This window comes from Methylorubrum salsuginis (assembly GCF_900114375.1).
Taxonomy (GTDB): Bacteria; Pseudomonadota; Alphaproteobacteria; order Rhizobiales; family Beijerinckiaceae; genus Methylobacterium; species Methylobacterium salsuginis.
Window position 1 is genome coordinate 1 of sequence record NZ_FOSV01000016.1, and the last position, 20838, is coordinate 20838.

The window sequence follows — 20838 nt, forward strand, 5'->3', positions numbered from 1 at the left end:
ATGGCGCCGACCCTCGATGCCATCCCGCCGCTGAGCACGGGCCGGCGCGGTCGACCGCGCCGACGCCCCGACAAGCTGCACGCCGACAAGGCCTACGAGGCCAAGGCGCGCCGCCAGGAGTGTCGGGCGCGTGGGATCGTCCCACGCATCGCCCGCAAAGGCATCGAGAGCAGCCAAAAGCTCGGCCGCCACCGCTGGGTCGTGGAGCGCACTCACGCTTGGTTCAACCGCTTCCGCCGCCTGCCCGTCCGCTACGAGCGCCGCGCCGACATCTACGACGCCTTCACCACCCTCGCAGCCAGCCTCATCACCCTCAACCAGATCAGACGGTTCTGTTAGGCGCTCTAAAGCATCGGTCCGAAAGGTGGGAACCGGCTTTCGGAAAAAGGCCGATGCGGCACAATAACGGAGAGCATCGGCCCGACCGGCGGTTTCCGGCTTTCGGGCCCGATGCTCTCATGCGTCAGCGCGCGTCGTAGGATGCCGCGAGACTGTTGATGATCGCGTTGGTCTCGCCGTCGTATTCCTTGTCGCCTTCCAAAGAGGCCCAGTAGCTCACCAGCAGGTGGCGCAGGTCGCCGGATTTCGGCACCACCGAGATGTAGCGCAGCACGGTCGGCTTCTTCTCGTAGACAGCCGGGTACTCGCTGATCTTCAGGGCGTAGGTCGGGAAATCGGCCTCGCGCGCCTTGGCCTCGCCGGTGATGGTGACGCCCTGTTCCTTGAAATAGGTGTTGTGCTCGCCGATCAGCGTCGGCAACTGCGCCGGCCGGTAGCTCTCGAACCAGAGATAGACCTCGTCGTCGGCGGTCTTGGCCTGGATGCCGCGCTTGATCTCCGAGACCTTCCACGAGCCCGGAATCTCCGCGGTGATGGGCTGGTCGCCCGGCACCACGGTGACGCGCTTGGCGAGCGCCGTTCCTCCGGCGAGCAGAAGCAGGGCGAGCGTGGCGCCCGCGAGCCGTCCGATCCTCATGGCGAAATCCCCCGTCCGGGTCTGAGCCCGTCCGGATCACCTTCGCCGCTCCGCGATCGTTTGCCAATTCGTCCTGTTACGCGTGGTTCAGGTGCCGCAGAACGTGCGGTAGCCGACGCCGCCGTTCTCCGGCGCCTCGGCGTAGCGGGCATGCTCGGGCTGGTCGTCGTAGGGGCGCGCCAGCACGCTCAGCATCGTCTCGAAAGGCGAAAAATCGTCCCGCTCGATTGCCGCCGCGATCATTTCCTCGACCCGGTGATTGCGCGGGATGAAGGCCGGATTGACCGTCCGCATCGCCGTCGCCCGCTCGTTCGGGCTCTGCGGGTCGTCGGCGAGGCGGGTGCGCCAACGGGCCGCCCAGGCGTCGTAGGCGGTCGGATCGACGAAGCCGTCGCGCACCGGGCCGTCGCCTTCGGGGGATTCGGCCGCCGCGCAGAGGCGGCGGAAGGTGAGCGTATGGTCCGCCTGATTCTCCGCCATCGTGCGCAGGAGATCGCCGGCGAGTTCGGCATCGCCCTCGCCCAAATGCGAGAAACCGAGCTTGCGCGCGAGGCCGCCGCGATACGCGGCATCGAAGCGGGGGCCGAAGGTGGCCAGCGCAGCCTCGGCCTGCTTCACCGCGGCGTCCTCGTCCGCATCGAGCAGCGGCAGCAGGGTCTCGGCGAAGCGGGTGAGGTTCCACAGGGCGATGCGCGGCTGCTGGCCGTAGGCGTAGCGACCGTTGCGGTCGATCGAGCTGAACACCGTGCGGGCGTCGTAGGCGTCGAGGAAGGCGCAGGGGCCGTAATCGATGGTCTCGCCCGCCACCGACATGTTGTCCGTGTTCATCACGCCGTGGACGAAGCCGACGAGGAGCCAGCGGGCCACCAGTTCGGCTTGGCGCGCCGCCACCGCCTCGATCAGGGCGCGGGCGCGGTCGTCCCGCCCCTCCAACTCGGGATAATGCCGGGCGATCACGTGGTCGGCGAGCGTGATCAGGGCGTCCGTGTCACCGCGGGCGGCGAAGAACTGGAAGGAACCGACGCGGATGTGGCTCGACGCCACGCGGGTGACGATGGCGCCGGGCAGCACGGTCTCGCGGATCACCCGCTCGCCGGTGGCGACGGCGGCCAGCGCCCGCGTCGTCGGGATGCCGAGCGCGGCCATCGCCTCGCTGACGAGGTATTCGCGCAGGACCGGCCCCATCGCCGCCCGGCCGTCGCCCATGCGCGAGAACGGCGTCGGGCCCGACCCCTTGAGCTGGATGTCGCGCCGCCGCCCGTGCCGGTCGATCACCTCGCCGAGCAGGATCGCCCGGCCGTCGCCGAGCTGCGGCACGAAGTTGCCGAACTGATGCCCGGCATAGGCCGCCGCCAGCGGCTCCGAGCCCTCCGCCACGGCATTGCCGGCGAGCATCGCGGTGCCGTCCGGTCCGGCGAGCCAGTCGGGGTCGATCCGCAATTCTTCCGCCAGCGCCCGGTTGACCCGGATCAGCCGGGGGCTCGCCACCGGCGTCGGCGCGAGGCGCGCGTGGAAATGGGCGGGCAGCCGGGCATAGCTTTTGTCGAAGGAAATCATAGGCTGGGTCTTCGATGCGGGATCTCTCTCAAGGCGAACAGGCGCAGGCGCCGCGGGTTCACGCAAGCCCGCACCGCGTGTCGCCGTGGCGCCTTCGGTCGACACCGCACCGGCGTGGTGATAAAAGCCGGCCCATTCGAGCCTAAGCGCCTGTCGCGAAACGCTTTGTCCGGACGGGCCGGCGGCCCTCCCACGAGCCCGGTGCCTCCTTGCGGACCCTTCTCGATCTCCTGCGGGTGATGCGTCCGCGCGACCGCAATCGCCTCGCGTGGCTCGGCCTCGGCCTCGGGATCGCGGCGCTTCTCGAAGTCGTCGGCATCGCCTCGGTCATCCCGTTCCTGACGCTGGTCGGCGATCCCGCCGCGGCGGCGCGGGTGCCGGCGCTCGCGGGCGTGCGAGCGGCCCTGGGGCTCGCGGATGAGCGCGCCTTCCTCCTCGTCACCGGCTTCGCGGCCCTCGGCGCGATCCTGCTCACCAGCGCGGTCAATGCCGGCCTCACCTTCGCCCAGCTGCTGTTCGCCCATCTCGTCGGCTACGATTTCGCCCGGCGGCTGCTGGCCCGCTACGTCGATCGCGAGCGGCTGTTCTTCGCCCACGCCAACAGCGCGGAGCTGGCCAAGAACGTCCTGTCGGAGACCGACCGCCTCGTCGTCGGCGTACTGACCCCGGCGCTGGTGATCGCCTCGCGGGCGACCTCGGCACTCGCCGTCATCGTCTTCCTCATCGCCTACCAGCCGCGGCTGGCGCTCATCCTCGGCGGCGGCTTCGGCGGCCTCTACGTCGCGATCTACCTCGTGGTCCGCGCCCGCCTCGCCCGGCTCGGGAGCCGGGCGGTGGCCGGCAACGAGGGTCGCTACCGTGTGGTGCAGGAGACCTTCGGGGCGCTCACCGAACTCAAGCTCTACGGCCGGGCGGAAGGGTTCTCGGCAGGCTTCGACGTCCCGGCCCGCGGCTATGCCCGCGCCCTCGCCGAGGCCCTGCTCACCGGGCAGCTTCCCCGCTTCGTCATCGAGGCCCTGGCCTTCGGCGGCGTGATCGCAGTGGTCCTGTTCGCGCTGAGCCAGGGCCTCGACACCGCCGGCATGCTTCCGCTGCTCGGCCTGTTCGCGTTTGCCGGCTACCGCATGCTGCCGGCCTTCCAGAACATCTTCACCTCGATCTCGCAACTGCGCTTCCACCTCGCCGGGGTGCGCCTGATCGTGGACGCCCTCGACGGCGAGCGCCCCCCCGTCCCCCGCACGGCGGAGCGCCTGCCCTTCGCGGGAGACCTCCGGGTCGAGGGCGTCGCCTTCGATTACGAACCCGGCCGCCCGACGTTGCACGGCCTCGACCTGACGATTCCCGCCCACAGCACGGTCGGTCTCGTCGGACGCACGGGCTCGGGCAAGTCCACCCTTGTCGGCCTGATCCTCGGCATCCTGACGCCGACGAAGGGCCGCATCCTGGTCGATGGCGTGGCGCTCGGTCCCGACACCCTGCCGGCGTGGCAGAACCGGATCGGCTACGTGCCGCAGGACGTGTTCCTGATCGACGCCACGGTGGCCGAGAACATCGCCCTCGGCCTGAGCCGCGAGCGGATCGACCGGGCGGCGGTGGAGCGCGCGGCGCGCCTCGCCGGCATCCACGAGACCATCGCGGCCCTGCCGGAGGGCTACGACACCGGCGTCGGCGAGCGCGGCGCACGGCTCAGCGGCGGTCAGCGCCAGCGCATCGGCATCGCCCGCGCGCTCTATCACGACCCCGATGTCATCGTGTTCGACGAGGCCACCAGCGCGCTGGACGGCGAGACCGAGGCGGCGGTGATGGCCGCGCTCGGGGCCCTGTCGGGCAGCCGCACCATCATCATGATCGCCCACCGCCTGTCCTCGCTGCGCCGGGCCGACACGGTCTACGTGCTGGAGGCCGGCCGCATCACCGCCTCGGGACCGCCCGCGCAGGTGATCCCGAGCCTGGAGGCCGACGGCGCCGTGCCGTCCGTTGGCTGAGGAAGGCGGGTCGGCCTCCCACGGCCTGGATTCTTCTGCCGCACCGGCTTTTTTCCGAAAGCGGTCGATCACCTTTCGGCCCGATGCTCTATCGATCGGGGGGCAAAGCGGGGAGCACCTATGAGCGAGACTATCGAGATCCGGGCCGGGGACGGCACCACGGCGCGCATCGCGCTTCACGGCGCCGAGCCGATCTCCTGGCAGGTCGGAGGAAGCGACTACCTCTGGAGCGGCGATCCCGAGCACTGGAACCGGCACGCGCCCTGGCTCTTCCCCGTCGTCGGCGCCTCGGCGGGGGGCGCGGTGCGGGTCGGCGGCCGGTCCTATCCGATGGCCCAGCACGGCTTCGCCCGCGACCTGCCGTTCACCGTGGTGGCGCAGGCGGACGACGCCGTGACCCTGCGGCTCGAGGACGATGCCGCCACGCGGGCGCATTACCCCTTCGCCTTCCGGCTCGACGTGACCGCGCGGGTGGCCCCCGGCAGCCTCGCCTTCGATCTCACCGTGACGAATCCCGGCGACACGCCCCTGCCCTACGGGCTCGGCTTCCATCCGGCCTTTCCCTGGCCCTTCGCCGGGGGCGAGCGGCGCGCGGGCGGCGGCTATGCCGTGCTGTTCGAGAAGGCCGAGCGGCCCTTCGTGCCGGAGGTCGGCGAGGGCGGGCTCTTGGTTCGTTCCGAGCGTGCCCTGCCGCTCGACGGGGCGCGCCTCGATCTCGACCCGGCCCTGTTCACGGAAGCCCTGGTGTTCCTGAATGCCGAGAGCCGGGCGCTCCGCTTCGTCGCGCCGGGCGGCGAGGCCATCGCCATGCGGATGCGGGATTTCCCGCATCTCGCCGTCTGGACACGCCCGACTGCGCCTTTCCTGTCGCTGGAAGCCTGGACCGGCCATGCCGACTGGGCGGGCTTCGACGGAGAGCTGTCGGAGCGCGATTCGCAGCGCCTGCTCGCGCCCGGCGCCAGCGCCGGGCACGGAGTCGTTCTCAGCCTGGAGGGCTGATACGGTTTTCACTTGCTTCAAGCGGAACCGTATCGGCAGCCCGCGCGGCCCTTGAGCGAAGCCCAAATCCGCGATCCCGAAGGGATCAACCGGATTTGGTATGAGTCAGTCGATGGCGATGATGACGTCGGAGCTCTTGATGACGGCGTAGGCCTCGCCGCCGACCCGCAGGCCGAGGGCGTCGACGGACTCGTTGGTGATCGAGGAGGTGACGGTCTGGCCGTTGGCGATCTCGATCTTCACGTGGGCGGTGGTCGAGCCCTTCTCGACCGACACAACCTTGCCCTTGAGGACGTTGCGCGCGCTGAGCTTCATCGGAGGTCCGTTTCCTTGGAATGGATGCGGCCTCCCTGCCCGAGCCGGCCGGGCGGAGCAAGCCGCTGCTTCCACGCGTCTCTCACGAATCGGCGGGCGCCTCGTCACCCTCGTCCGCCTCCGAGACGAGGCGGCGGCTGCCCCACTCGGTCAGCGTGGCGTTCATGTCGTCGAGGACGAAGTGGCGGGCGCTGTCGCGGTCGTATCCTTCGGCCAGCAGGTCGTCGTAATCGGTGAAGGCGTGGCGGGCGAAGGCGGTGAGCGCCAGCCATGCCGCCGTCTCGGGCGCCGCGCCGCGCAGGCCCGGACTGCGCATCGCCCGGTCGAGAACGCTCTCCGCCTCGAAATCGGGCAGGCGCGGGGCGAGACGCTCCAGGGCCGCGGCCACCGCCGCGCGACGGTCGAGGGGCGGCGATCCGCCTGCGGCCGCTTCGATCCGGCCCTTCCTCACGCGCGTCTCCCTCGCGATGCCGCGTACCGGCTTGGAGCATCGGCCCGAAAGGTGGTTTCCGGCTTTCGGGAAAAAACCGATGCGGGCCCGTCACCTCAAGAAGCGTCCCGGATCTCGTGTCCGGGACTTATCTTCGGTGCCAAGCCGTAACAGGCGGCCGCGGTGGCGTCATCCGCGAGGGCGGTGCGGTCGATTGTGTCCCCGCCGATGGCGGGCTAGAGGCCCGCCGGACGCCCCCCGCGGGGGGCAGCGAGACGTCCGGCAGCAGGCTCATGGTCGCGGATGACGGTTTGATCGCTTTTCAGGCGGGCGCCAGCTATCCCCTCGACGACTACATCGAACAGGCGGTCACGAGCCGGATTCCGGGGCGGTTCGTCTCCTACGCGTCGATCCTGAGCACCTATCAGGACAATCGGCATATCGACGACATCGACACCCGGATCGGCACGCTGCGACGCTTGCTCGAAGACCGGATCGATACGCCGTTCGTGCTGATGGGCCGATCCTCGGGCGCCCGCGCGATCACGAGACTCGCCGCCGCGCCGCCGCCGAACCTGCGCGGCGTCGTCTGCCTCGGCTATCCGTTTCGCAACCCGACGCGCCCTCCCGAGCCGGAGCGCACCGCGCATCTGACGGCGGTCGCCGTCCCGACCCTGATCGTGCAGGGCACCGACGACGTCTATGGCGGGGCCGCCGAGATCGGCCTCTACCCGCTTTCGCCCCGCATCGTCGTGGCGTTCGTGGAGGCGAGCCACGAATTCAACCTCTCGCCCGAGGCGTGGGAGGCCGTCGCGGTCCGCATCCGGCGCTTCATCGACGGACTTCCCTAACCCGGAAACGGGAAGGGCGGAGCCTTTCGGCCCCGCCCTCCCTTGGTGACAGTTCGAACCGCTTAGCGCTTCGAGAACTGGAAGCTGCGGCGGGCCTTCTTGCGGCCGTACTTCTTGCGCTCGACCACGCGCGGGTCGCGGGTGAGGAAGCCTTCGCGCTTGAGCGGCGAGCGCAGCTCGGGCTCGTAATAGGTCAGGGCCTTCGACAGGCCGTGGCGCACGGCGCCGGCCTGACCGGAGAGGCCGCCGCCCTTCACCGTGACGGTGATGTCGTACTGGTCGACGCGGCCGGCGATCTCCAGCGGCTGGCGCAGGATCATGCGCAGCACCGGGCGGGCGAAATAGGTCTCGACCGGGCGGCCGTTGACCACGACCTCGCCCTTGCCGGGCTTGATCCAGACGCGGGCGACCGCGTCCTTGCGCTTGCCGGTGGCGTAGGCGCGGCCTTGCGCGTCCAGCTTCTGGACGTGGACGGGCGCCTCGTTCTCCGAGTTGCCGGTCTGGGTGTTCGCCCGATTGAGGTCGGCGAGGGACTGAAGGGTCGCCATGATCAAGCGCTCACGTTCTTGCGGTTGAGGGAGCCGACGTCGAGCGCCTGCGGCTGCTGGGCCTCGTGCGGATGCTCCGCGCCCTTGTAGACGCGCAGGTTGCCGAGGATCTGGCGGAACAGCGGGCCGCGCGGCAGCATGCGCTCCACGGCCTTCTCGACGACGCGCTCGGGGAAGCGGCCTTCGAGGATGAACTTCGCCGAGCGCTCCTTGATGCCGCCCGGGTAGCCGGTGTGGTGATAGTAGACCTTCTGGTCGTACTTGCGGCCGGTGAACTTCACCTTGTCCGCATTGATGACGATGACGTTGTCGCCGCAATCGACGTGGGGCGTGTAGGCGGCCTTGTGCTTGCCGCGCAGGCGCATCGCCACGATCGAAGCGAGACGGCCCACGACCAGGCCCTCGGCGTCGATCACGACCCACTTCTTGTCGACGTCGGCGGGCTTCAGCGAAGTGGTCTTCATGGCCGATTCCCGTGCCGGTGACGTTGGAAACAAGGCGCCGCCGCGTCGGGGACGACGCAGCGGCGTGCGGGATGGTGGATACGGAGGTTTGTTCGCTGCGTCAAGACGTTTGCAGGACGCGAAATATCGGAAAATCCCTGCAAATCGAGAGGGTTGAGATTTAAGGTATCAGAATACCGTATCGATCGTCAGGTCCGCGCCTCCGTCTGCCCGGCGGCTGCGCCTCTGACGGCGGCTCGTGCAAATAGAAAAGCCCGCTGCGGCTTGCACCGGAGCGGGCTGGAGTTTGGAGATTCGTCCCGTCCTGAACGGAACAACAAGATCAACGCGCCACCGCGCAATCTAATCCCGACCATTTCGGTCGATCGGGAGGGCGTGCGCGGCGGCACTATCGTGCTGCCGCAGGACCCGCCGGATCACCGGACACGCCGTCGCCGGAGAGCCAACGGGCATCCGATCCGATTCGCACGCGGTCAAGGCACCGCTTCGAGACGATCGGAAACTCCCAAATACGCGCTGAGGGTGCGAATCCTGCCCGATACCCGCGGAATCGCTTCGACTTGCACGGCGCCATGAGCAGGAAAATTCTTGATACGACGCTCAATTAAATTTGCGCCGCCTCCGGGAGGCACAGATTATTTTGCATCATCCATCCAGACCGCTCCATCGTTCGACCCCGGTGTTTCCCTAGGAGAAAGGATGCGCAGTCCGCCTCGGACGACGATCCGTACGGATCGGGGCCGACTTTAATCCGTAAAATCTGATGTGCCGCTCGGAATTATTTCGCTTGCCGGCCTCATTGGTATACCAAATAATGCATGCCACGGCGGCCTCGGGGGCATCCCTTGCGGGACCTGGACCTTGGCAGCCGAACCAAGTGCGGCGAAAGTTCATCACGTCAAACGAGTCAGGCCGAAGTGTCGAAGCCTGATCGAGGGAGAGCGCCCATGGCAACGTCCTCTATCGCCCCAGATAGACCCGTTACATCATCGAATCGTTGGTTGCAGATCGTCCTCGGCGTCGCCTGCATGGTGGCGGCCGCCAACATCCAATACGCCTGGACGCTGTTCGTCCCCGAGATCCAGAAGACCTTCGGGTGGGATCGCGCGGCGATCCAGGTCGCGTTCACGATCTTCGTCGTCGTCCAGACCTGGCTCACCCCGATCGAAGGATACTTCATCGACAAGTACGGCCCGAGCCGCGTCGTCATGTTCGGCGGCTTCATGACCGGCCTGGCCTGGGTCGTGAACTCCTACGCCACCTCGCTCACCGGCTTCTATGTCGGCGCCATCCTCGGCGGCATCGGCGTCGGTTGCGTCTACGCCACCTGCATCAACAACGCCCTCAAGTGGTTCCCGGACAAGCGCGGTCTGGCGGTCGGTCTCACGGCGGGCGGCTACGGCGCCGGCTCGGCCCTGACCATCCTGCCGATCGCCAAGATGATCGACGCGGGCAGCTACGCTCAGGCGTTCTTCATGTTCGGCCTGATCCAGGGCTCGGTGATCATCGCCGCGTCGATCTTCATGCGCGGTCCGCAGAAGGACGAGGTGAAGTTCTCCAGCAAGGTGCTGCAGAGCCGCCGCGACTACACCCTCGGCGAGGCCCTCTCGACCCCGGTGTTCTGGGTCATGATGGTCATGTTCACCTGCACGGTGACCGGCGGCCTGATGGCGGTGGCGCAGCTCGGCGTGATCGCGCAGGACCTGGGCGTGAAGAACTTCCAGGTGAACCTGTACTTCTTCGCCATGGCCGCCCTGCCCTTCGCCCTCATGCTCGACCGCATCATGAACGGCATCTCGCGTCCGCTGTTCGGCTTCATCTCCGACCGGATCGGCCGCGAGAAGACGATGTTCATCGCCTTCGCGATGGAAGGCATCGGCATCGTGGCGCTCGGCTACTTCGGCTCGAACCCCTGGGCCTTCGTGATCCTCTCGGGCATCGTGTTCCTGGCCTGGGGTGAAGTCTACTCGCTCTTCAGCGCCACCGCCGCGGACACCTTCGGCTCGAAGCATATCGGCAAGATCTACGGCGTGCTCTACTGCGCCAAGGGCCTCGCTGCGCTCTTCGTCCCGGTCGGCAACATCCTGATGCAGGCCACCGGCACTTGGGCGACCGTACTCTACACCGTGGCGATCCTCGACCTGATCGCGGCCTTCCTCGCCATCGCGGTCCTGCGGCCGATGCTGAAGCAGCACCACGCGGCCAACGAGGCCAAGATGGCCCGCACCCCGGCGCTTGCCACGGCCTGAGCCTGAGCGAGCACCGAAACCGGAAGGCCCCGCCGGAAACGGCGGGGCCTTTTCGTATTCTGAGGGGATCAGGCGGCGAGCTTGGCGGCGAAGCTGGCGCCGCTCTCGGACGGGCTCAGCCGGCCGCCCGCGAGGGTCGCGTCGCTCGCCGGGGTCAGCCGATCCGCCATGGCGATGACCAGCGCGATGTTGGCGGCGGCGGCGGTGACGACGAGGAGGGCGATCATCGGAGACATCCGTTCGGTGGGTGTGTTGCGTTGCGAGAGAAATGCCACCGAACGAGCGTATCTGGTATGCCACACGCCACATTCTGGATATGTGTTGAGCGCATAGCGAGTCCCGTTTGTGTCGGTCCGAGGCACTTTTGTGCATGACTGGGCATCCTGCCTCGCCTCGGGGGCTGCGGCAGCCATCAACTCTGCATCTTCTTGCAAAGCGGGCTGCCGGACGATGTCGGGCCGGGCTCGTCGCCGATATCGGAATTGCCGCGCAAGAAGCGGGATGCGTCCTCGCCTGCCGAGGCGCACAAGGTTTTCGTGAGATCGGCGTCAGGGGGCGCCGATCCGGATCGAAGCCGGAGCGACCGCGATGCATAGCCCCGAGAGCGACATCGCCCGTTCGTCGCAGGACGACGTTCTATGGACGGCGCTCGCCGCCCGCGATGCCGCGGCCGACGGCCGCTTCGTCTACGCGGTGCGGACGACCGGCGTCTATTGCCGTCCGAGCTGCTCGGCGCGCCGGCCCAACCGGGAGAACGTGAGCTTCCACGCCTCCTGCTCGGACGCCGAGGCCGCGGGGTTTCGCCCGTGCCGCCGGTGCCGCCCGAACGAGCCCTCCCGGGCCGAGCGGCAGGCCGAGGCCGTGGCCCGCGCCTGCCGCCTGATCGAGGAGGCCGAGGCAGTCCCTTCCCTCGACGCCCTGGCGGAGGAGGTCGGGATGAGCCCGTTCCACTTCCATCGGGTGTTTCGCACGGTCACCGGCATCACGCCCAAGACCTACGCCGCCGCGCAGCGGGCCGAGCGCGTCGCCGCCGGCCTGCGTGAAGCGGATACGGTGACCCAGGCGCTCTACGAGGCCGGTTACGCGGCCCCCAGCCGCTTCTATGCCGGCGCGACGGAGCGGCTCGGCATGACGCCCAACGCCTACCGCAAGGGTGGGCTCGGCGCCCGCATCCGCTTCGCGGTGGCGCCCTGCGCGCTCGGGGCGGTTCTCGTCGCGGCGAGCGAGCGGGGAGTCTGTGCGATCCTGCTCGGCGACGAGCCCGAAGCGCTGACGCAGGAGCTCCGGCAGCGCTTTCCCGGTGCCGCGCTGTCGCCGGGCGATGCCGCCTTCGCCGAATGGGTCGCGCAGGTGGTCGGCCTCGTCGAGGTCCCGGCTCGCGGTCTCGATCTGCCCCTCGATATCGGCGGCACCGCCTTCCAGCAGCGGGTCTGGGCGGCGCTCCGGGCGATCCCGCTGGGCACGACCGCGACCTATGCCGACATCGCCCGCGCCATCGGCGCCCCCGCCGCGGTGCGCGCCGTCGCGCTGGCCTGCGGCGCCAACCGGCTCGCAGTGGCGATCCCGTGCCATCGCGTGGTGCGCTCGGACGGCGCCCTGTCGGGCTATCGTTGGGGCGTTGCCCGCAAGCGTGCCCTGCTCACCCGCGAAGGCGTGCCCGATCCGGAGTGAGGCCGAGGGCGTCCCCGACGTTTCGTCCTCCGAGCCGGCGCAGCACCGGTTTCTCGAACAGAAGGTGATAGAGCACGCCGACCCCGATCCCGAGCGCGGCGCACAGGGCGAGGCTGGCCGGCCAGGCGTTCAGCGCCTCGAACCGCGCCGCGATCCGCGCGCCCAACGAAGCCAGGGGATTGTGGACGAGGTAGATCGCGTACGAGCTGTTTCCGAGCAGCATCAGCCAGGGCGGCGCCGTGAGGCGACCCTGTGCCTCCATCCGGACGAGGCCCGGCAGCACGAGCGCGAGCGACAGCCCGAACCAGACCCGCATGTGTCCTTCGCTCCCCAGCCAGAGCAGGGAGGCCGCGCTGCCGAGCACCCCGAGAGCCAGGAGTGCGAACAGCGAACGCGACGGCAGGGACCGGGCCGCGACGGCGGCGAGCAGGCCGGCGATGAATTCGAGGTTGATGGGGGCCAGCACGATGCCCCCGGCGCCCATGATCCACCCGCCGACGACGATGAGGGCTGCCCAGACGGCGATGATCGGCGCGAAAGCGCGCGTGACGAAGAAGGTGAGAAAGACGCCGTAGAACAGCATCTCGTGCGTCAGGGTCCAGGCGACCGAGAGGGCCGGCGGGGCCGTCGTCGGGATCAGCGTCAGGGAACTGAGCAGGCTCCAGTCCCGGGCGCTGGCCGAGAGGCCCGGCAGCAGGGTGTAGAGGATCACCAGTCCCAAAGAGATCGGAAGATACGGGATGTAGATGCGTCGCAGCCGTTTCCTGGCGTAGCTCCAGGCGGCGGCTCGATTGCGGTCATCGTCGCCGTGGGCGTGCATGATGATGAAGCCGCTCAGGACGAAGAAGAAATCCACGCCCCGAAAGCCGTTCTCCACGATGACGGCGAGGCCATGCGGCACCGGTTGCACGAAATCCTGGGTCGCCACCAGCGAATGGTGCAGCAGGACGGCGATCGCCGCGACGGCGCGGCCGGCCTGGAGAACGGTGATCGTCGGTCTCATGATCCTTCCAGGCCCCGCCCGGCGTGATGGCCCGTGCGTGCGCCCCGAGCAAGGGGTGGCTTCGCCACGGTCCCTATGAATTTCGTTCAAGTGCCTAAAGAACAAGAGATTTTTGGAAGATGGCTGCGCTGTTCGCACCGAGGCGCCGCACTCGGCACGCCCGTCGCGGCGAAGCCGGCCGCAGGGACCAACGGCCGAAATATATGATGTATTAGTCATATTGATCGGCCATAAACGGTCGTTCAGATCATAAATTCGGCACCCGAGGCGGTCTCGGCGCGAAGCCGCCATCGCCGTGGCTACCGCGCCGGCGAAGCGCTTCGCCCGCACCCGACCGAGGGATGCGACACAGACCGGCCGCGGATGTCTTCGAATCTGTTCGTTTCCTACCTCCGTCCGGTTCCGTCCGCGCAGGGCTCGTCGGCTGCGGAAACCCAACGGGCCGTGATCGCCCGCCACCTCGGCCGGCACGGGCGTCTCGTGGCCGAAATCGTCGATCGGAACCTGGGCGACGAAGGTCGGCCCGACCTCAGCGCCGCATTGGCGCTGTGCCGCCGGCACGGCGCCACGCTGCTCATGGCCGAGCTCGGTGCCTGGGGCGACGATCCGGCTTTCCTGCGCGATCTCGGCCACCGCTTGCGCCGGTCGAGCCTGCGCTTTGCCGCTCTCGACCGGCCCGAGGCCAGCGAGCTGACGCTCGGCATCATGGCGGCGGTCGCCGAGGCCGAGGAGCGTCTCGGCGTGGTGCGCACCGCCGAGACGATGGCCCGGCGCCGCGACTTCTACGCCCGCTTCACCGCCGAGCGCCGCAGGAAGGCCGCGGCTGAAAGCGGCGGGCCCCTCGCCCTGGGCTACGGACGTCCGCTGTCGGAGAGCCGTGGCCCCGGCACGGCGCGCAGCCGCGAGCGGGCGGAGCACGTAGCACCGATTCTCACCGAAATTCGCGCCGCGGGCGCCGAGACGCTGGAGCAGGTCGCCAACGCCCTCAACGCCCTGGGCATCCCGGCCGCCAGGGGAAACCGCTGGTACCCGATGCAGGTGACCCGCATCGAGAAGCGCCTCGCCGCCGTGGACTGAGCGGCTCCTTTCCCCTCACCCTCGCGCATCCGTCTTCCCTGGCCTATGATCCCGCCAGGAGGAGCATCGACCCATGCGCTACACCGTACACTGGACCGCTCCGGCGGGATCGTCGTCCATCGAGCCGCACGCCGTCGGGGTCCGCGCGGCGGAGCGGGCCATGACGTTCGCCAGCATGGGCGCCTCGGACGTCTACGTGGAAACGGAGGATGGCCGTGTCTTTCGCGCGCCCGCGCAGATGGCGGCCCTCGTTCAATACGCCCAGGACGCCGACGGCGAGCGGCACTGAGGCTGATCGCGGGCTCGCGCCGGGCCCGTGAGGCTTTCGAGGCAGGCCGGCGGGGGAGCCGAAGCGAAAGCCCCGGTCCGAAAGGTGGTGTCCGGCCGTCTGAAACGGACGCTTCTCGCTCGGCGCCGCGGTGACGGGGCGAGCCCGGGCTATCGCGCCTCCGGCCCCATCAGCTGCCACTCGAACACGAGCTGGCGCAATCGGTCCTGGGCGGCCCGGCGGGCCTCGTCGAAGGTCGCGTAGGTCTGCGGGCCGTGGCGCCGCGGTGTCCCCTTTTCGAGGATCGAGCAGACGTAACGGTCCGGCACGCGCCAGCACGGCCTGACGTCGATCGAATAGGGATGCGTGGTCCGCTCGGCCATGCGCCGGTTGTGCCATGGCGCCATCGCGGAACCAAGCGAGGCCGGAACGGCCCGATCCCTCGAGCCGATCACGATTCCTCGGGGCGGCTACGCGTCCTCCGCGTCCTGCGCCGGGCGCAGGGAGCGCTCCAGCGTCTCCAGCACGGTGTTGGCGAGCGCCGCGTCGGGATCGTCCCGGAACAGGGCGTCGCGCAGCATGGCGAGATAGCCCTCCAGCCGTTCGTCGTAATGGTCGGAATCGATCGAGCGTAGCACGCTCGCCAGGAACCCGACCGCCATCTGGTGGGCCACCTGCTTGGCGCCGAGATCGGCCACGCTCTCGGCGAGGTTGGTCACCGCCGCATCGTGCCGGGCGCTGACGGCGGCGAGCGCCGCGATTTGCTGGTTCACTTCCATCCGGCTCCTCCCTCAGGACCCGAGTCGCGCGTCGGCGAAGCGGCGGAACGCGTCCAGAGTCTCGGCGCTGACATGGTGCTCTATGCCCTCCGCGTCGCGCCGCGCCGTCTCGGCGCTGACGCCGAGCGCGCAGAGGAAGCGCTCGACGATGCGGTGGCGCTCCCGCGACTGCTCCGCCAGGGCTTGGCCCGCGGCGGTGAGGAACACGCCGCGATAGGGCCGCTGCTGCACGAGGCCCTCTTCGGCCAGCCGCTTGAGCATCTTGGCCACCGTCGGCTGGGCGACGCCGAGGCGCGCGGCGATGTCGACCTGGCGCGCCTCGCCGCCGTCGCCGATCAGGTCGGCGATCAGCTCGACGTAATCTTCCACGAGTTCCAGCCGCCGCGCCTCGCGCGCTTGGCGGAAGCTCTCGACATGGACCTCCGGATCGACCAGCGGCGACCCGTCACCGGGGCCTGCGGTCTCGCGCGGCGATTCCTGCATGATGGACGGCGCTCTCCTGACCAGCGGCTGCTTCGGCTGCGGCGGAACGGCCGCACCGTCCGCCCTCTCTAACGCAAGCCGGGGCGAAGCGGGAATCCTATCGGCCCCTCGGCGACGCCCCTTGATGAAAGCATCGGCGCGCCTTTATAGCTAAGGCTATAACAGGGCGCGGCCTCAGCCGGCGCGCTTGCAGGTCGAACTCGGCCCGACCCTCTCGCCCTCTCCCGTTCGGGGCGCGGCCGGGGGGGGACGACAGGATTTCAGGGCGCCGCCGCGCATGGACACTGTGATGGATCGCCTTCGCCCCCCCGCTCCGGACGCGTCCGGAGCCCCGAGTCTCGGCGCGCTCAACGGCAGCGTACCGGTCGCCGTCGGCGGCTCGTGGCTGCGCCGGCTCTTCGCCTTCCTGGGGCCGGGCTACATGGTCTCGGTCGGCTATATGGACCCCGGCAACTGGGCCACCGACATCGCGGGCGGGGCGCAGTTCGGCTACACCCTGCTCGCCGTCATCCTGCTCTCGAACCTGATGGCGATCGTGCTGCAGGCGCTGGCCGCCCGACTCGGCATCGCCACCGGCCTCGATCTCGCCCAGGCCTGCCGGGCGCGCTACCCCAAGCCCGTCGGCATCGCCCTCTGGCTGATCTGCGAGGCGGCGATCATCGCCTGCGACCTCGCCGAGGTGATCGGCACGGCGATCGCCCTCAAACTCCTGTTCGGCATCCCGCTTACGCTCGGGGCGATCATCACCGCCCTCGACGTGTTCGTGGTGCTGCTCCTGCTGCGCAAAGGCTTCCGCGCGTTGGAGGCCTTCGTGATCGGCCTGCTGACGATCATCTTCGTCTGCTTCGCCGTGCAGATCGCGCTGGCGGCTCCTCCGGTCCAGGCGGTGCTCGGCGGCTTCGTGCCGTCCCGCGAGATCGTGACCAATCCGGCCGCGCTCTACATCGCCATCGGCATCATCGGCGCCACCGTGATGCCCCACAACCTCTACCTCCACTCCGCCATCGTGCAGACGCGGGCCTATCCGCGCACCGAACCCGGGCGGCGCGAGGCGCTTCGCTTCGCGGTCGCCGATTCCACCATCGCGCTGATGCTGGCGCTCTTCGTCAACGCCGCCATCCTGATCCTGGCGGCGGCCGTGTTCCATGCGGGCGGGCGCACCGATGTCGAGGAGATCGAGCAGGCGCACGAACTGCTCTCGCCGCTGCTCGGCGTCGGCCTCGCCTCGACCCTGTTCGCGGTCGCCCTGCTGGCGTCGGGCCTCAACTCGACGGTGACCGCGACGCTCGCCGGCCAGATTGTCATGGAAGGCTTCTTGCGGTTGCGCCTGCCCGATTGGGCGCGCCGTCTCGTGACGCGGGGCATTGCCATCGTCCCGGTGGTGATCGTCACCGCGCTCTACGGCGACCAGGGGACGGCGAAGCTTCTGGTGCTGAGTCAGGTGGTGCTGTCGATGCAGCTGCCCTTCGCGGTGATCCCGTTGGTGCGCTTCGTCTCCGACCGCGGGCTGATGGGGTCTTTTGTGATCCCGCGCTGGCTCGGCCTGCTGTCCTGGCTGATCGCGGGCGTGATCGTTGTACTGAACGTCAAATTGCTGATCGATACGGTGTTCAGGAGCTGAGGCTCACGCCCCCGCCGCGCGCAGATGCGTCACGAATTCCTGCGCGAAGGGCGGCAGCGCGTCGAGGTCGCGCAGGCACAGCATCAGGTCGCGGGCGGCCCAGGGGTCGCGCAGGGGCACGATGGCGATGTCCATGACGCGCCGCGCCCGCCGCGCCGTCGTCTCCGGCACGATGCCCAGCCCCACCCCGCATTCCACGAGGCGGCAGACCGCGTCGAAGCTGCGCAACTGCACCCGCAGCCGCATCGGCCGGCCGATCCGGGCGGCCTTGTCGGCGAGGAAGCGGGTGAGCGCGCTCGGCCGGTCGAGGCCGACGAGGTCGTGTTCCAGCACCTCGGCGAAGTCGAGCGTCTCCCGGGCCGCCAGCGGATGGCCGGGCGCGACGACCGCCACGAACCGGTCGTGCCGGAACGGAAAGGTCTGGAGCCGCCCGGTATCGACGGTGCCGGCGACGATGCCGAGATCGGCCGCGCCGTCGGCCACCATGCCGACGATCTCGTCCGAGGTGCGCTCCTCGATATCGACGCTGACGCCGGTATGGAGCGCCAGATAGGCCGAGAGCGCCTCGGGCAGGAACTCGGTCAGCGCGTTGGTGTTCGAGAGCACCCGGATCTGCCCCACCGCCCCGCCGGCGAACACGGACAGGTCGCCCTGCATCCGCTCGATCTGCGCCAGCAACTCGCGGGTATGCGTCAGCAGGGTGCGCCCGGCCTGGGTCGGGCTCACGCCCTGGCGCCCGCGGACCAGCAGGGCGGCGCCGAGCGAATCCTCCATCGCCCGGATGCGAGTCGAGGCGGCGGCCAGCGCGAGATTGGCCCGCTCGGCCCCGTGGGTGATCGAGCCGGCCTCGACCACGTGGCGGAACAGGTTCAAGTCGACGAGGTCGAAGCGCATCATGGGCGGGCGCCGGTCCTGAACCCTCCCCCCTCCGCGGGGGAGGGTGTCTGCGGAGCGGACGGGAGAGGGGAGCGACGGTGCCGCTTGGCCGCGTTCGACAGTGAATTCTCCGGAAGCGTTGCTCCCCTCTCCCGACCCTCGCTTACGCGAGGCCCACCCTCCCCCGCAGAGGGGGGAGGGAGATGCGCGGCCTCGTTTGCCACCATCCTGATCCCTCTACGTTCGCCGTTCGAGCAGCGTCAGCCTGTCACAGGCTGTACCACAAGAGTGGAAGCCGCCCACCAGCCTTCGCCATAGACGAAGCCTCCCACCACGAAAGCCGAATTGCGAACAATTCAAATTCACGTTTGAACCCGCCCATGAGCCAGGATGCGGCACAGATCATGGGGGCACAGGGCGTGGTCGCGGCGACCGCGGCGCTGCTCGTGCTGTGCATGGGCCTGTGGGCGACCGGGCTCGTCGCCGAGGTCGTCACCGCGCTGCTGTTCTTCGCCGCCGCGATGCTGCTGAAGCTCGCCCCGGCCCAGACGGTGTTTTCCGGGTTCGCGTCCTCGGCGTTCTGGCTGGTCACGAGCGGCATGGTGGTCGGGCTCGCCATGAACCGCACCGGCTTGGGCGATCGGCTGGCCCGGATGCTCGCCGCGCGGTTGCCCGCCTCCTATCCGGGGTTCGTCGCCGGCCTCGTCGCCTTTTCCTTCGCGCTGGCCTTCGTGATGCCGTCCAATCTCGGGCGCATCGCCGTGATGGTGCCGGTGCTGATCGCGCTCTGCGACGCCTTCGGCCTGAAGGCCGGGCGTCCCGGCCGCACCGGAGCGATCCTGTCTTTCGGCATCGCCACGCCGGTGCTGTCGGCGGCGATCCTGCCGGCCAACGTGCCGAACCTCGTCATGGCCGGCACCGCCGAGACGCTCTACGGCGTGCATCTCGGCTACCTGCCGTATCTGTTCCTGCACGCGCCGGTGCTGGGCTTCGTCAAGGGCGCGATCCTCGTCGCCTGCACCGTCCTGCTCTTCCCCGACCGGCTCGACGGCGCCCGCCCCGCCCTCCCCCCGCTGCCGCCGCTCTCCGGCGCGGAACGGCGCCTGTCGGTGATCCTCGCGATCATGCTGGGGCTGTGGCTGACCGACGGCTGGCACGGCATCGCCCCGGCCTGGATCGGGCTCGCGGCGGCGGTGATCTGCCTGCTGCCGGGCATCGGCGTCGTCTCCGCGGCGAGCTTTTCCGAGATACCGCTGCGGACCTGCTTCTACGTCGCCGCCCTGTTCGGGCTGACGGCCGTCGTCAACGAGACGGGCTTGGGTGCCAAGATCGGCCACGCCCTGCTGTCGGTCGCGCCGCTGGAGGCGGGGGCACCGGCCAAGGACTTCGCCACCCTCGTCGGATTGTCGATCGGCTTCCTGTTCGTCGGCACCGCCAACGGCGCACCGGCCCTCTACACGGCGCTCGCCGGTGAGTTCGCGGGCTCGAGCGGGCTCGATCTGATGAGTGTGCTGATGGTGCAGGTGGTCGGCTACTCGACCCTGTTCCTTCCCTATCAGGCGCCGCCGATCGTCATGACGATGGATCTCGCCGGCCTCTCCTTGAGGGATGCGACGAAACTGACAGCGATGAGCGGCCTCGCCTCCCTGATCGTCGCGGCGCCCCTGGCCTATCTCTGGTTTCGCCTGACCGGGAGGCTGGCGTGAGCGTGAGACAGAATAGGCGTTTCGTCATTTCGCTTCATGCTGCGGCGCAGCACGGGGCATTGCTCGGCGAAGCCGGGCGCCCTAACCCTTCATTCGAAAAAATCCAATCTCCGAATCTGCACCGGACGCGAGGAAACTGACCGCGATGGCCCCAACCGTGAGACCGACGGTCGCCCAGCCGCTCTCGCCCCATCTCCAGATCTACCGCTGGACCTGGACCATGGCGATGTCCGTGTTCCATCGCATCACCGGCACCGCGCTTTACGGCGGTACGGCGCTCGTCGCGATCTGGCTCGTGGCGCTCGCCTCGGGCCCGAAAGCCTACGACACCGTGGCCTGGTTCTTCGGCTCGTGGATCGGGCGCGCGATTCTGTTCGGCTACACCTGGGTGCTGATGCACCACATGCTGGGCGGCCTGCGCCATTTCATCTGGGACTTCGGCTACGGCTTCGACCGCGACCGGCGCCTCGGACTGGCCCGCGCGACGCTGATCGGTTCCATCGTCCTCACCTTCGTCATCTGGGCCCTCGCCCTCGTCCTGCGCTGAGAGCCGCCGCCATGTCCCAGGTCGACAACCGCCAGAACACCGCGCTCTCCATGCGCACCCCCCGCGCCCGGGTGAAGGGGCTCGGCGCCTCCGGCCACGGCGCCGAGCATTTCTGGCTCCAGCGCCTCACGGGTGCTGCCAACGCGCTGCTGATGCTCGCCTTCGTGGTGATCATCGCAAAGATGGCCGGTCGGCCCTACCCCGAGGCGGTGGCGCTCGTCGCCCACCCGCTGGTCGCGATCATCCTGATCCTGGCCGTCGTCTCGGTGGCCCTGCACATGCGCCTCGGCATGCAGGTCGTGATCGAGGATTACGTCCACAGCCACGGCCTCAAATACGCGGCGCTCGTCGCCAACACCTTCTACGCCGTCGCGGTCGCTGCCGCCTGCCTCTACGCGATCGTCCGCGTGAGCCTGGGCGGGCTCGCCTGACC

At 69.1% G+C, this 20838-nt stretch carries 24 protein-coding genes; 12 read left to right on the forward strand and 12 right to left on the reverse strand.

Annotated features, from left to right (window positions below; genetic code table 11):
• Positions 1-339 (forward strand): transposase (locus BM140_RS17315; RefSeq protein ID WP_165616483.1); only part of this gene is annotated, 339 nt, incomplete at its 5' end.
• A gap of 124 nt (positions 340-463) precedes the next feature.
• On the opposite strand, the gene BM140_RS17320 is transcribed toward BM140_RS17315, so the two are convergent.
• Positions 464-976: a hypothetical protein gene (locus BM140_RS17320; protein WP_091949194.1), complete on the reverse strand. Its 513-nt coding sequence runs from the start codon at positions 974-976 to the stop codon at positions 464-466.
• 87 nt (positions 977-1063) lie between these two features.
• On the reverse strand, positions 1064-2533 hold the full coding sequence (locus BM140_RS17325; RefSeq protein ID WP_091949198.1) for a protein adenylyltransferase SelO: 1470 nt from the start codon (positions 2531-2533) through the stop codon (positions 1064-1066).
• Positions 2534-2742: 209 nt separating this feature from the next.
• Here BM140_RS17325 and BM140_RS17330 point away from each other — a divergent pair, with 209 nt between their 5' ends.
• Together BM140_RS17330 and BM140_RS17335 are read left to right on the forward strand one after the other, a co-directional pair.
• Positions 2743-4518 (forward strand): ABC transporter ATP-binding protein, encoded by a 1776-nt coding sequence (locus BM140_RS17330; RefSeq protein WP_091949200.1) that lies wholly within the window; start codon positions 2743-2745, stop codon positions 4516-4518.
• Between the two features lie 120 nt (positions 4519-4638).
• The gene (locus BM140_RS17335; protein WP_091949203.1) at positions 4639-5517 is read left to right on the forward strand and encodes an aldose 1-epimerase family protein; all 879 of its coding nucleotides are present in this window, start codon (positions 4639-4641) and stop codon (positions 5515-5517) included.
• Between the two features lie 105 nt (positions 5518-5622).
• Here the strand turns inward: BM140_RS17335 and BM140_RS17340 are convergent, their stop codons facing one another.
• Together BM140_RS17340 and BM140_RS17345 are read right to left on the reverse strand one after the other, a co-directional pair.
• Complete coding sequence (locus BM140_RS17340; RefSeq protein WP_091949205.1) at positions 5623-5832, reverse strand: TOBE domain-containing protein; 210 nt, start codon at positions 5830-5832, stop codon at positions 5623-5625.
• Between the two features lie 82 nt (positions 5833-5914).
• Positions 5915-6283: a DUF2293 domain-containing protein gene (locus BM140_RS17345; protein WP_207549474.1), complete on the reverse strand. Its 369-nt coding sequence runs from the start codon at positions 6281-6283 to the stop codon at positions 5915-5917.
• Between the two features lie 290 nt (positions 6284-6573).
• Here BM140_RS17345 and BM140_RS17350 point away from each other — a divergent pair, with 290 nt between their 5' ends.
• Entirely contained in the window at positions 6574-7113 is a 540-nt protein-coding gene (locus BM140_RS17350; RefSeq protein ID WP_131803873.1) for an alpha/beta family hydrolase, read from the forward strand.
• A gap of 62 nt (positions 7114-7175) precedes the next feature.
• On the opposite strand, the gene rpsI is transcribed toward BM140_RS17350, so the two are convergent.
• Positions 7176-7661: a 30S ribosomal protein S9 gene (rpsI, locus tag BM140_RS17355; RefSeq protein WP_091949211.1), complete on the reverse strand. Its 486-nt coding sequence runs from the start codon at positions 7659-7661 to the stop codon at positions 7176-7178.
• A gap of 2 nt (positions 7662-7663) precedes the next feature.
• On the reverse strand, positions 7664-8125 hold the full coding sequence (gene rplM / locus BM140_RS17360; RefSeq protein WP_017485891.1) for a 50S ribosomal protein L13: 462 nt from the start codon (positions 8123-8125) through the stop codon (positions 7664-7666).
• A gap of 947 nt (positions 8126-9072) precedes the next feature.
• Between rplM and oxlT the strand changes: the two genes are divergently transcribed.
• A complete protein-coding gene (gene oxlT / locus BM140_RS17365) occupies positions 9073-10374 on the forward strand; it encodes an oxalate/formate MFS antiporter (RefSeq protein ID WP_091949214.1) in 1302 nt (433 codons plus the stop codon).
• A gap of 68 nt (positions 10375-10442) precedes the next feature.
• Here oxlT and BM140_RS25925 read toward each other — a convergent pair whose 3' ends face one another.
• Entirely contained in the window at positions 10443-10601 is a 159-nt protein-coding gene (locus BM140_RS25925; protein WP_165616484.1) for a hypothetical protein, read from the reverse strand.
• Positions 10602-10962: 361 nt separating this feature from the next.
• On the opposite strand from BM140_RS25925, the gene ada reads away from it, so the two are divergent.
• A complete protein-coding gene (ada, locus tag BM140_RS17370; RefSeq protein ID WP_091949217.1) occupies positions 10963-12045 on the forward strand; it encodes a bifunctional DNA-binding transcriptional regulator/O6-methylguanine-DNA methyltransferase Ada in 1083 nt (360 codons plus the stop codon).
• Here the strand turns inward: ada and BM140_RS17375 are convergent.
• Positions 12014-13048, reverse strand: coding sequence for an acyltransferase family protein (locus tag BM140_RS17375; protein ID WP_165616485.1), 1035 nt, complete (start codon positions 13046-13048; stop codon positions 12014-12016). The two genes, ada and BM140_RS17375, sit on opposite strands and share 32 nt — an antisense overlap.
• A 363-nt stretch (positions 13049-13411) precedes the next feature.
• Here BM140_RS17375 and BM140_RS17380 point away from each other — a divergent pair, with 363 nt between their 5' ends.
• Both BM140_RS17380 and BM140_RS17385 read left to right on the forward strand, forming a co-directional pair.
• Positions 13412-14125: a recombinase family protein gene (locus BM140_RS17380; protein ID WP_091949222.1), complete on the forward strand. Its 714-nt coding sequence runs from the start codon at positions 13412-13414 to the stop codon at positions 14123-14125.
• Positions 14126-14198: 73 nt separating this feature from the next.
• The gene (locus tag BM140_RS17385) at positions 14199-14414 is read left to right on the forward strand and encodes a hypothetical protein (RefSeq protein ID WP_091949225.1); all 216 of its coding nucleotides are present in this window, start codon (positions 14199-14201) and stop codon (positions 14412-14414) included.
• A gap of 149 nt (positions 14415-14563) precedes the next feature.
• On the opposite strand, the gene BM140_RS17390 is transcribed toward BM140_RS17385, so the two are convergent.
• From BM140_RS17390 to mntR, 3 genes are all read right to left on the reverse strand, one after another.
• Positions 14564-14776, reverse strand: a complete 213-nt coding sequence (locus BM140_RS17390; RefSeq protein ID WP_091949228.1) for a hypothetical protein — start codon at positions 14774-14776, stop codon at positions 14564-14566.
• 87 nt (positions 14777-14863) lie between these two features.
• The gene (locus BM140_RS17395) at positions 14864-15172 is read right to left on the reverse strand and encodes a hypothetical protein (protein ID WP_091949230.1); all 309 of its coding nucleotides are present in this window, start codon (positions 15170-15172) and stop codon (positions 14864-14866) included.
• A gap of 12 nt (positions 15173-15184) precedes the next feature.
• Positions 15185-15655: a manganese-binding transcriptional regulator MntR gene (gene mntR, locus BM140_RS17400; protein WP_091949233.1), complete on the reverse strand. Its 471-nt coding sequence runs from the start codon at positions 15653-15655 to the stop codon at positions 15185-15187.
• A gap of 289 nt (positions 15656-15944) precedes the next feature.
• Here mntR and BM140_RS17405 point away from each other — a divergent pair, with 289 nt between their 5' ends.
• Positions 15945-17276 carry an Nramp family divalent metal transporter gene (locus BM140_RS17405; protein WP_091949236.1) on the forward strand — a complete coding sequence of 444 codons (1332 nt, stop codon included), beginning with the start codon at positions 15945-15947 and terminating at the stop codon, positions 17274-17276.
• A gap of 3 nt (positions 17277-17279) precedes the next feature.
• Here the strand turns inward: BM140_RS17405 and BM140_RS17410 are convergent, their stop codons facing one another.
• The gene (locus tag BM140_RS17410) at positions 17280-18173 is read right to left on the reverse strand and encodes a LysR family transcriptional regulator (RefSeq protein ID WP_207549475.1); all 894 of its coding nucleotides are present in this window, start codon (positions 18171-18173) and stop codon (positions 17280-17282) included.
• A 359-nt stretch (positions 18174-18532) separates the two neighbouring features.
• On the opposite strand from BM140_RS17410, the gene BM140_RS17420 reads away from it, so the two are divergent.
• The 3 genes from BM140_RS17420 to sdhD all read left to right on the forward strand — a co-directional run bounded on the left by BM140_RS17420 (position 18533) and on the right by sdhD (position 20836).
• Entirely contained in the window at positions 18533-19858 is a 1326-nt protein-coding gene (locus tag BM140_RS17420; protein ID WP_091949243.1) for an SLC13 family permease, read from the forward strand.
• Positions 19859-20003: 145 nt separating this feature from the next.
• Positions 20004-20405: a succinate dehydrogenase, cytochrome b556 subunit gene (gene sdhC, locus BM140_RS17425; RefSeq protein WP_091949246.1), complete on the forward strand. Its 402-nt coding sequence runs from the start codon at positions 20004-20006 to the stop codon at positions 20403-20405.
• An 11-nt stretch (positions 20406-20416) separates the two neighbouring features.
• The gene (gene sdhD / locus BM140_RS17430) at positions 20417-20836 is read left to right on the forward strand and encodes a succinate dehydrogenase, hydrophobic membrane anchor protein (RefSeq protein ID WP_091949249.1); all 420 of its coding nucleotides are present in this window, start codon (positions 20417-20419) and stop codon (positions 20834-20836) included.
• Positions 20837-20838 lie beyond the last annotated feature (2 nt).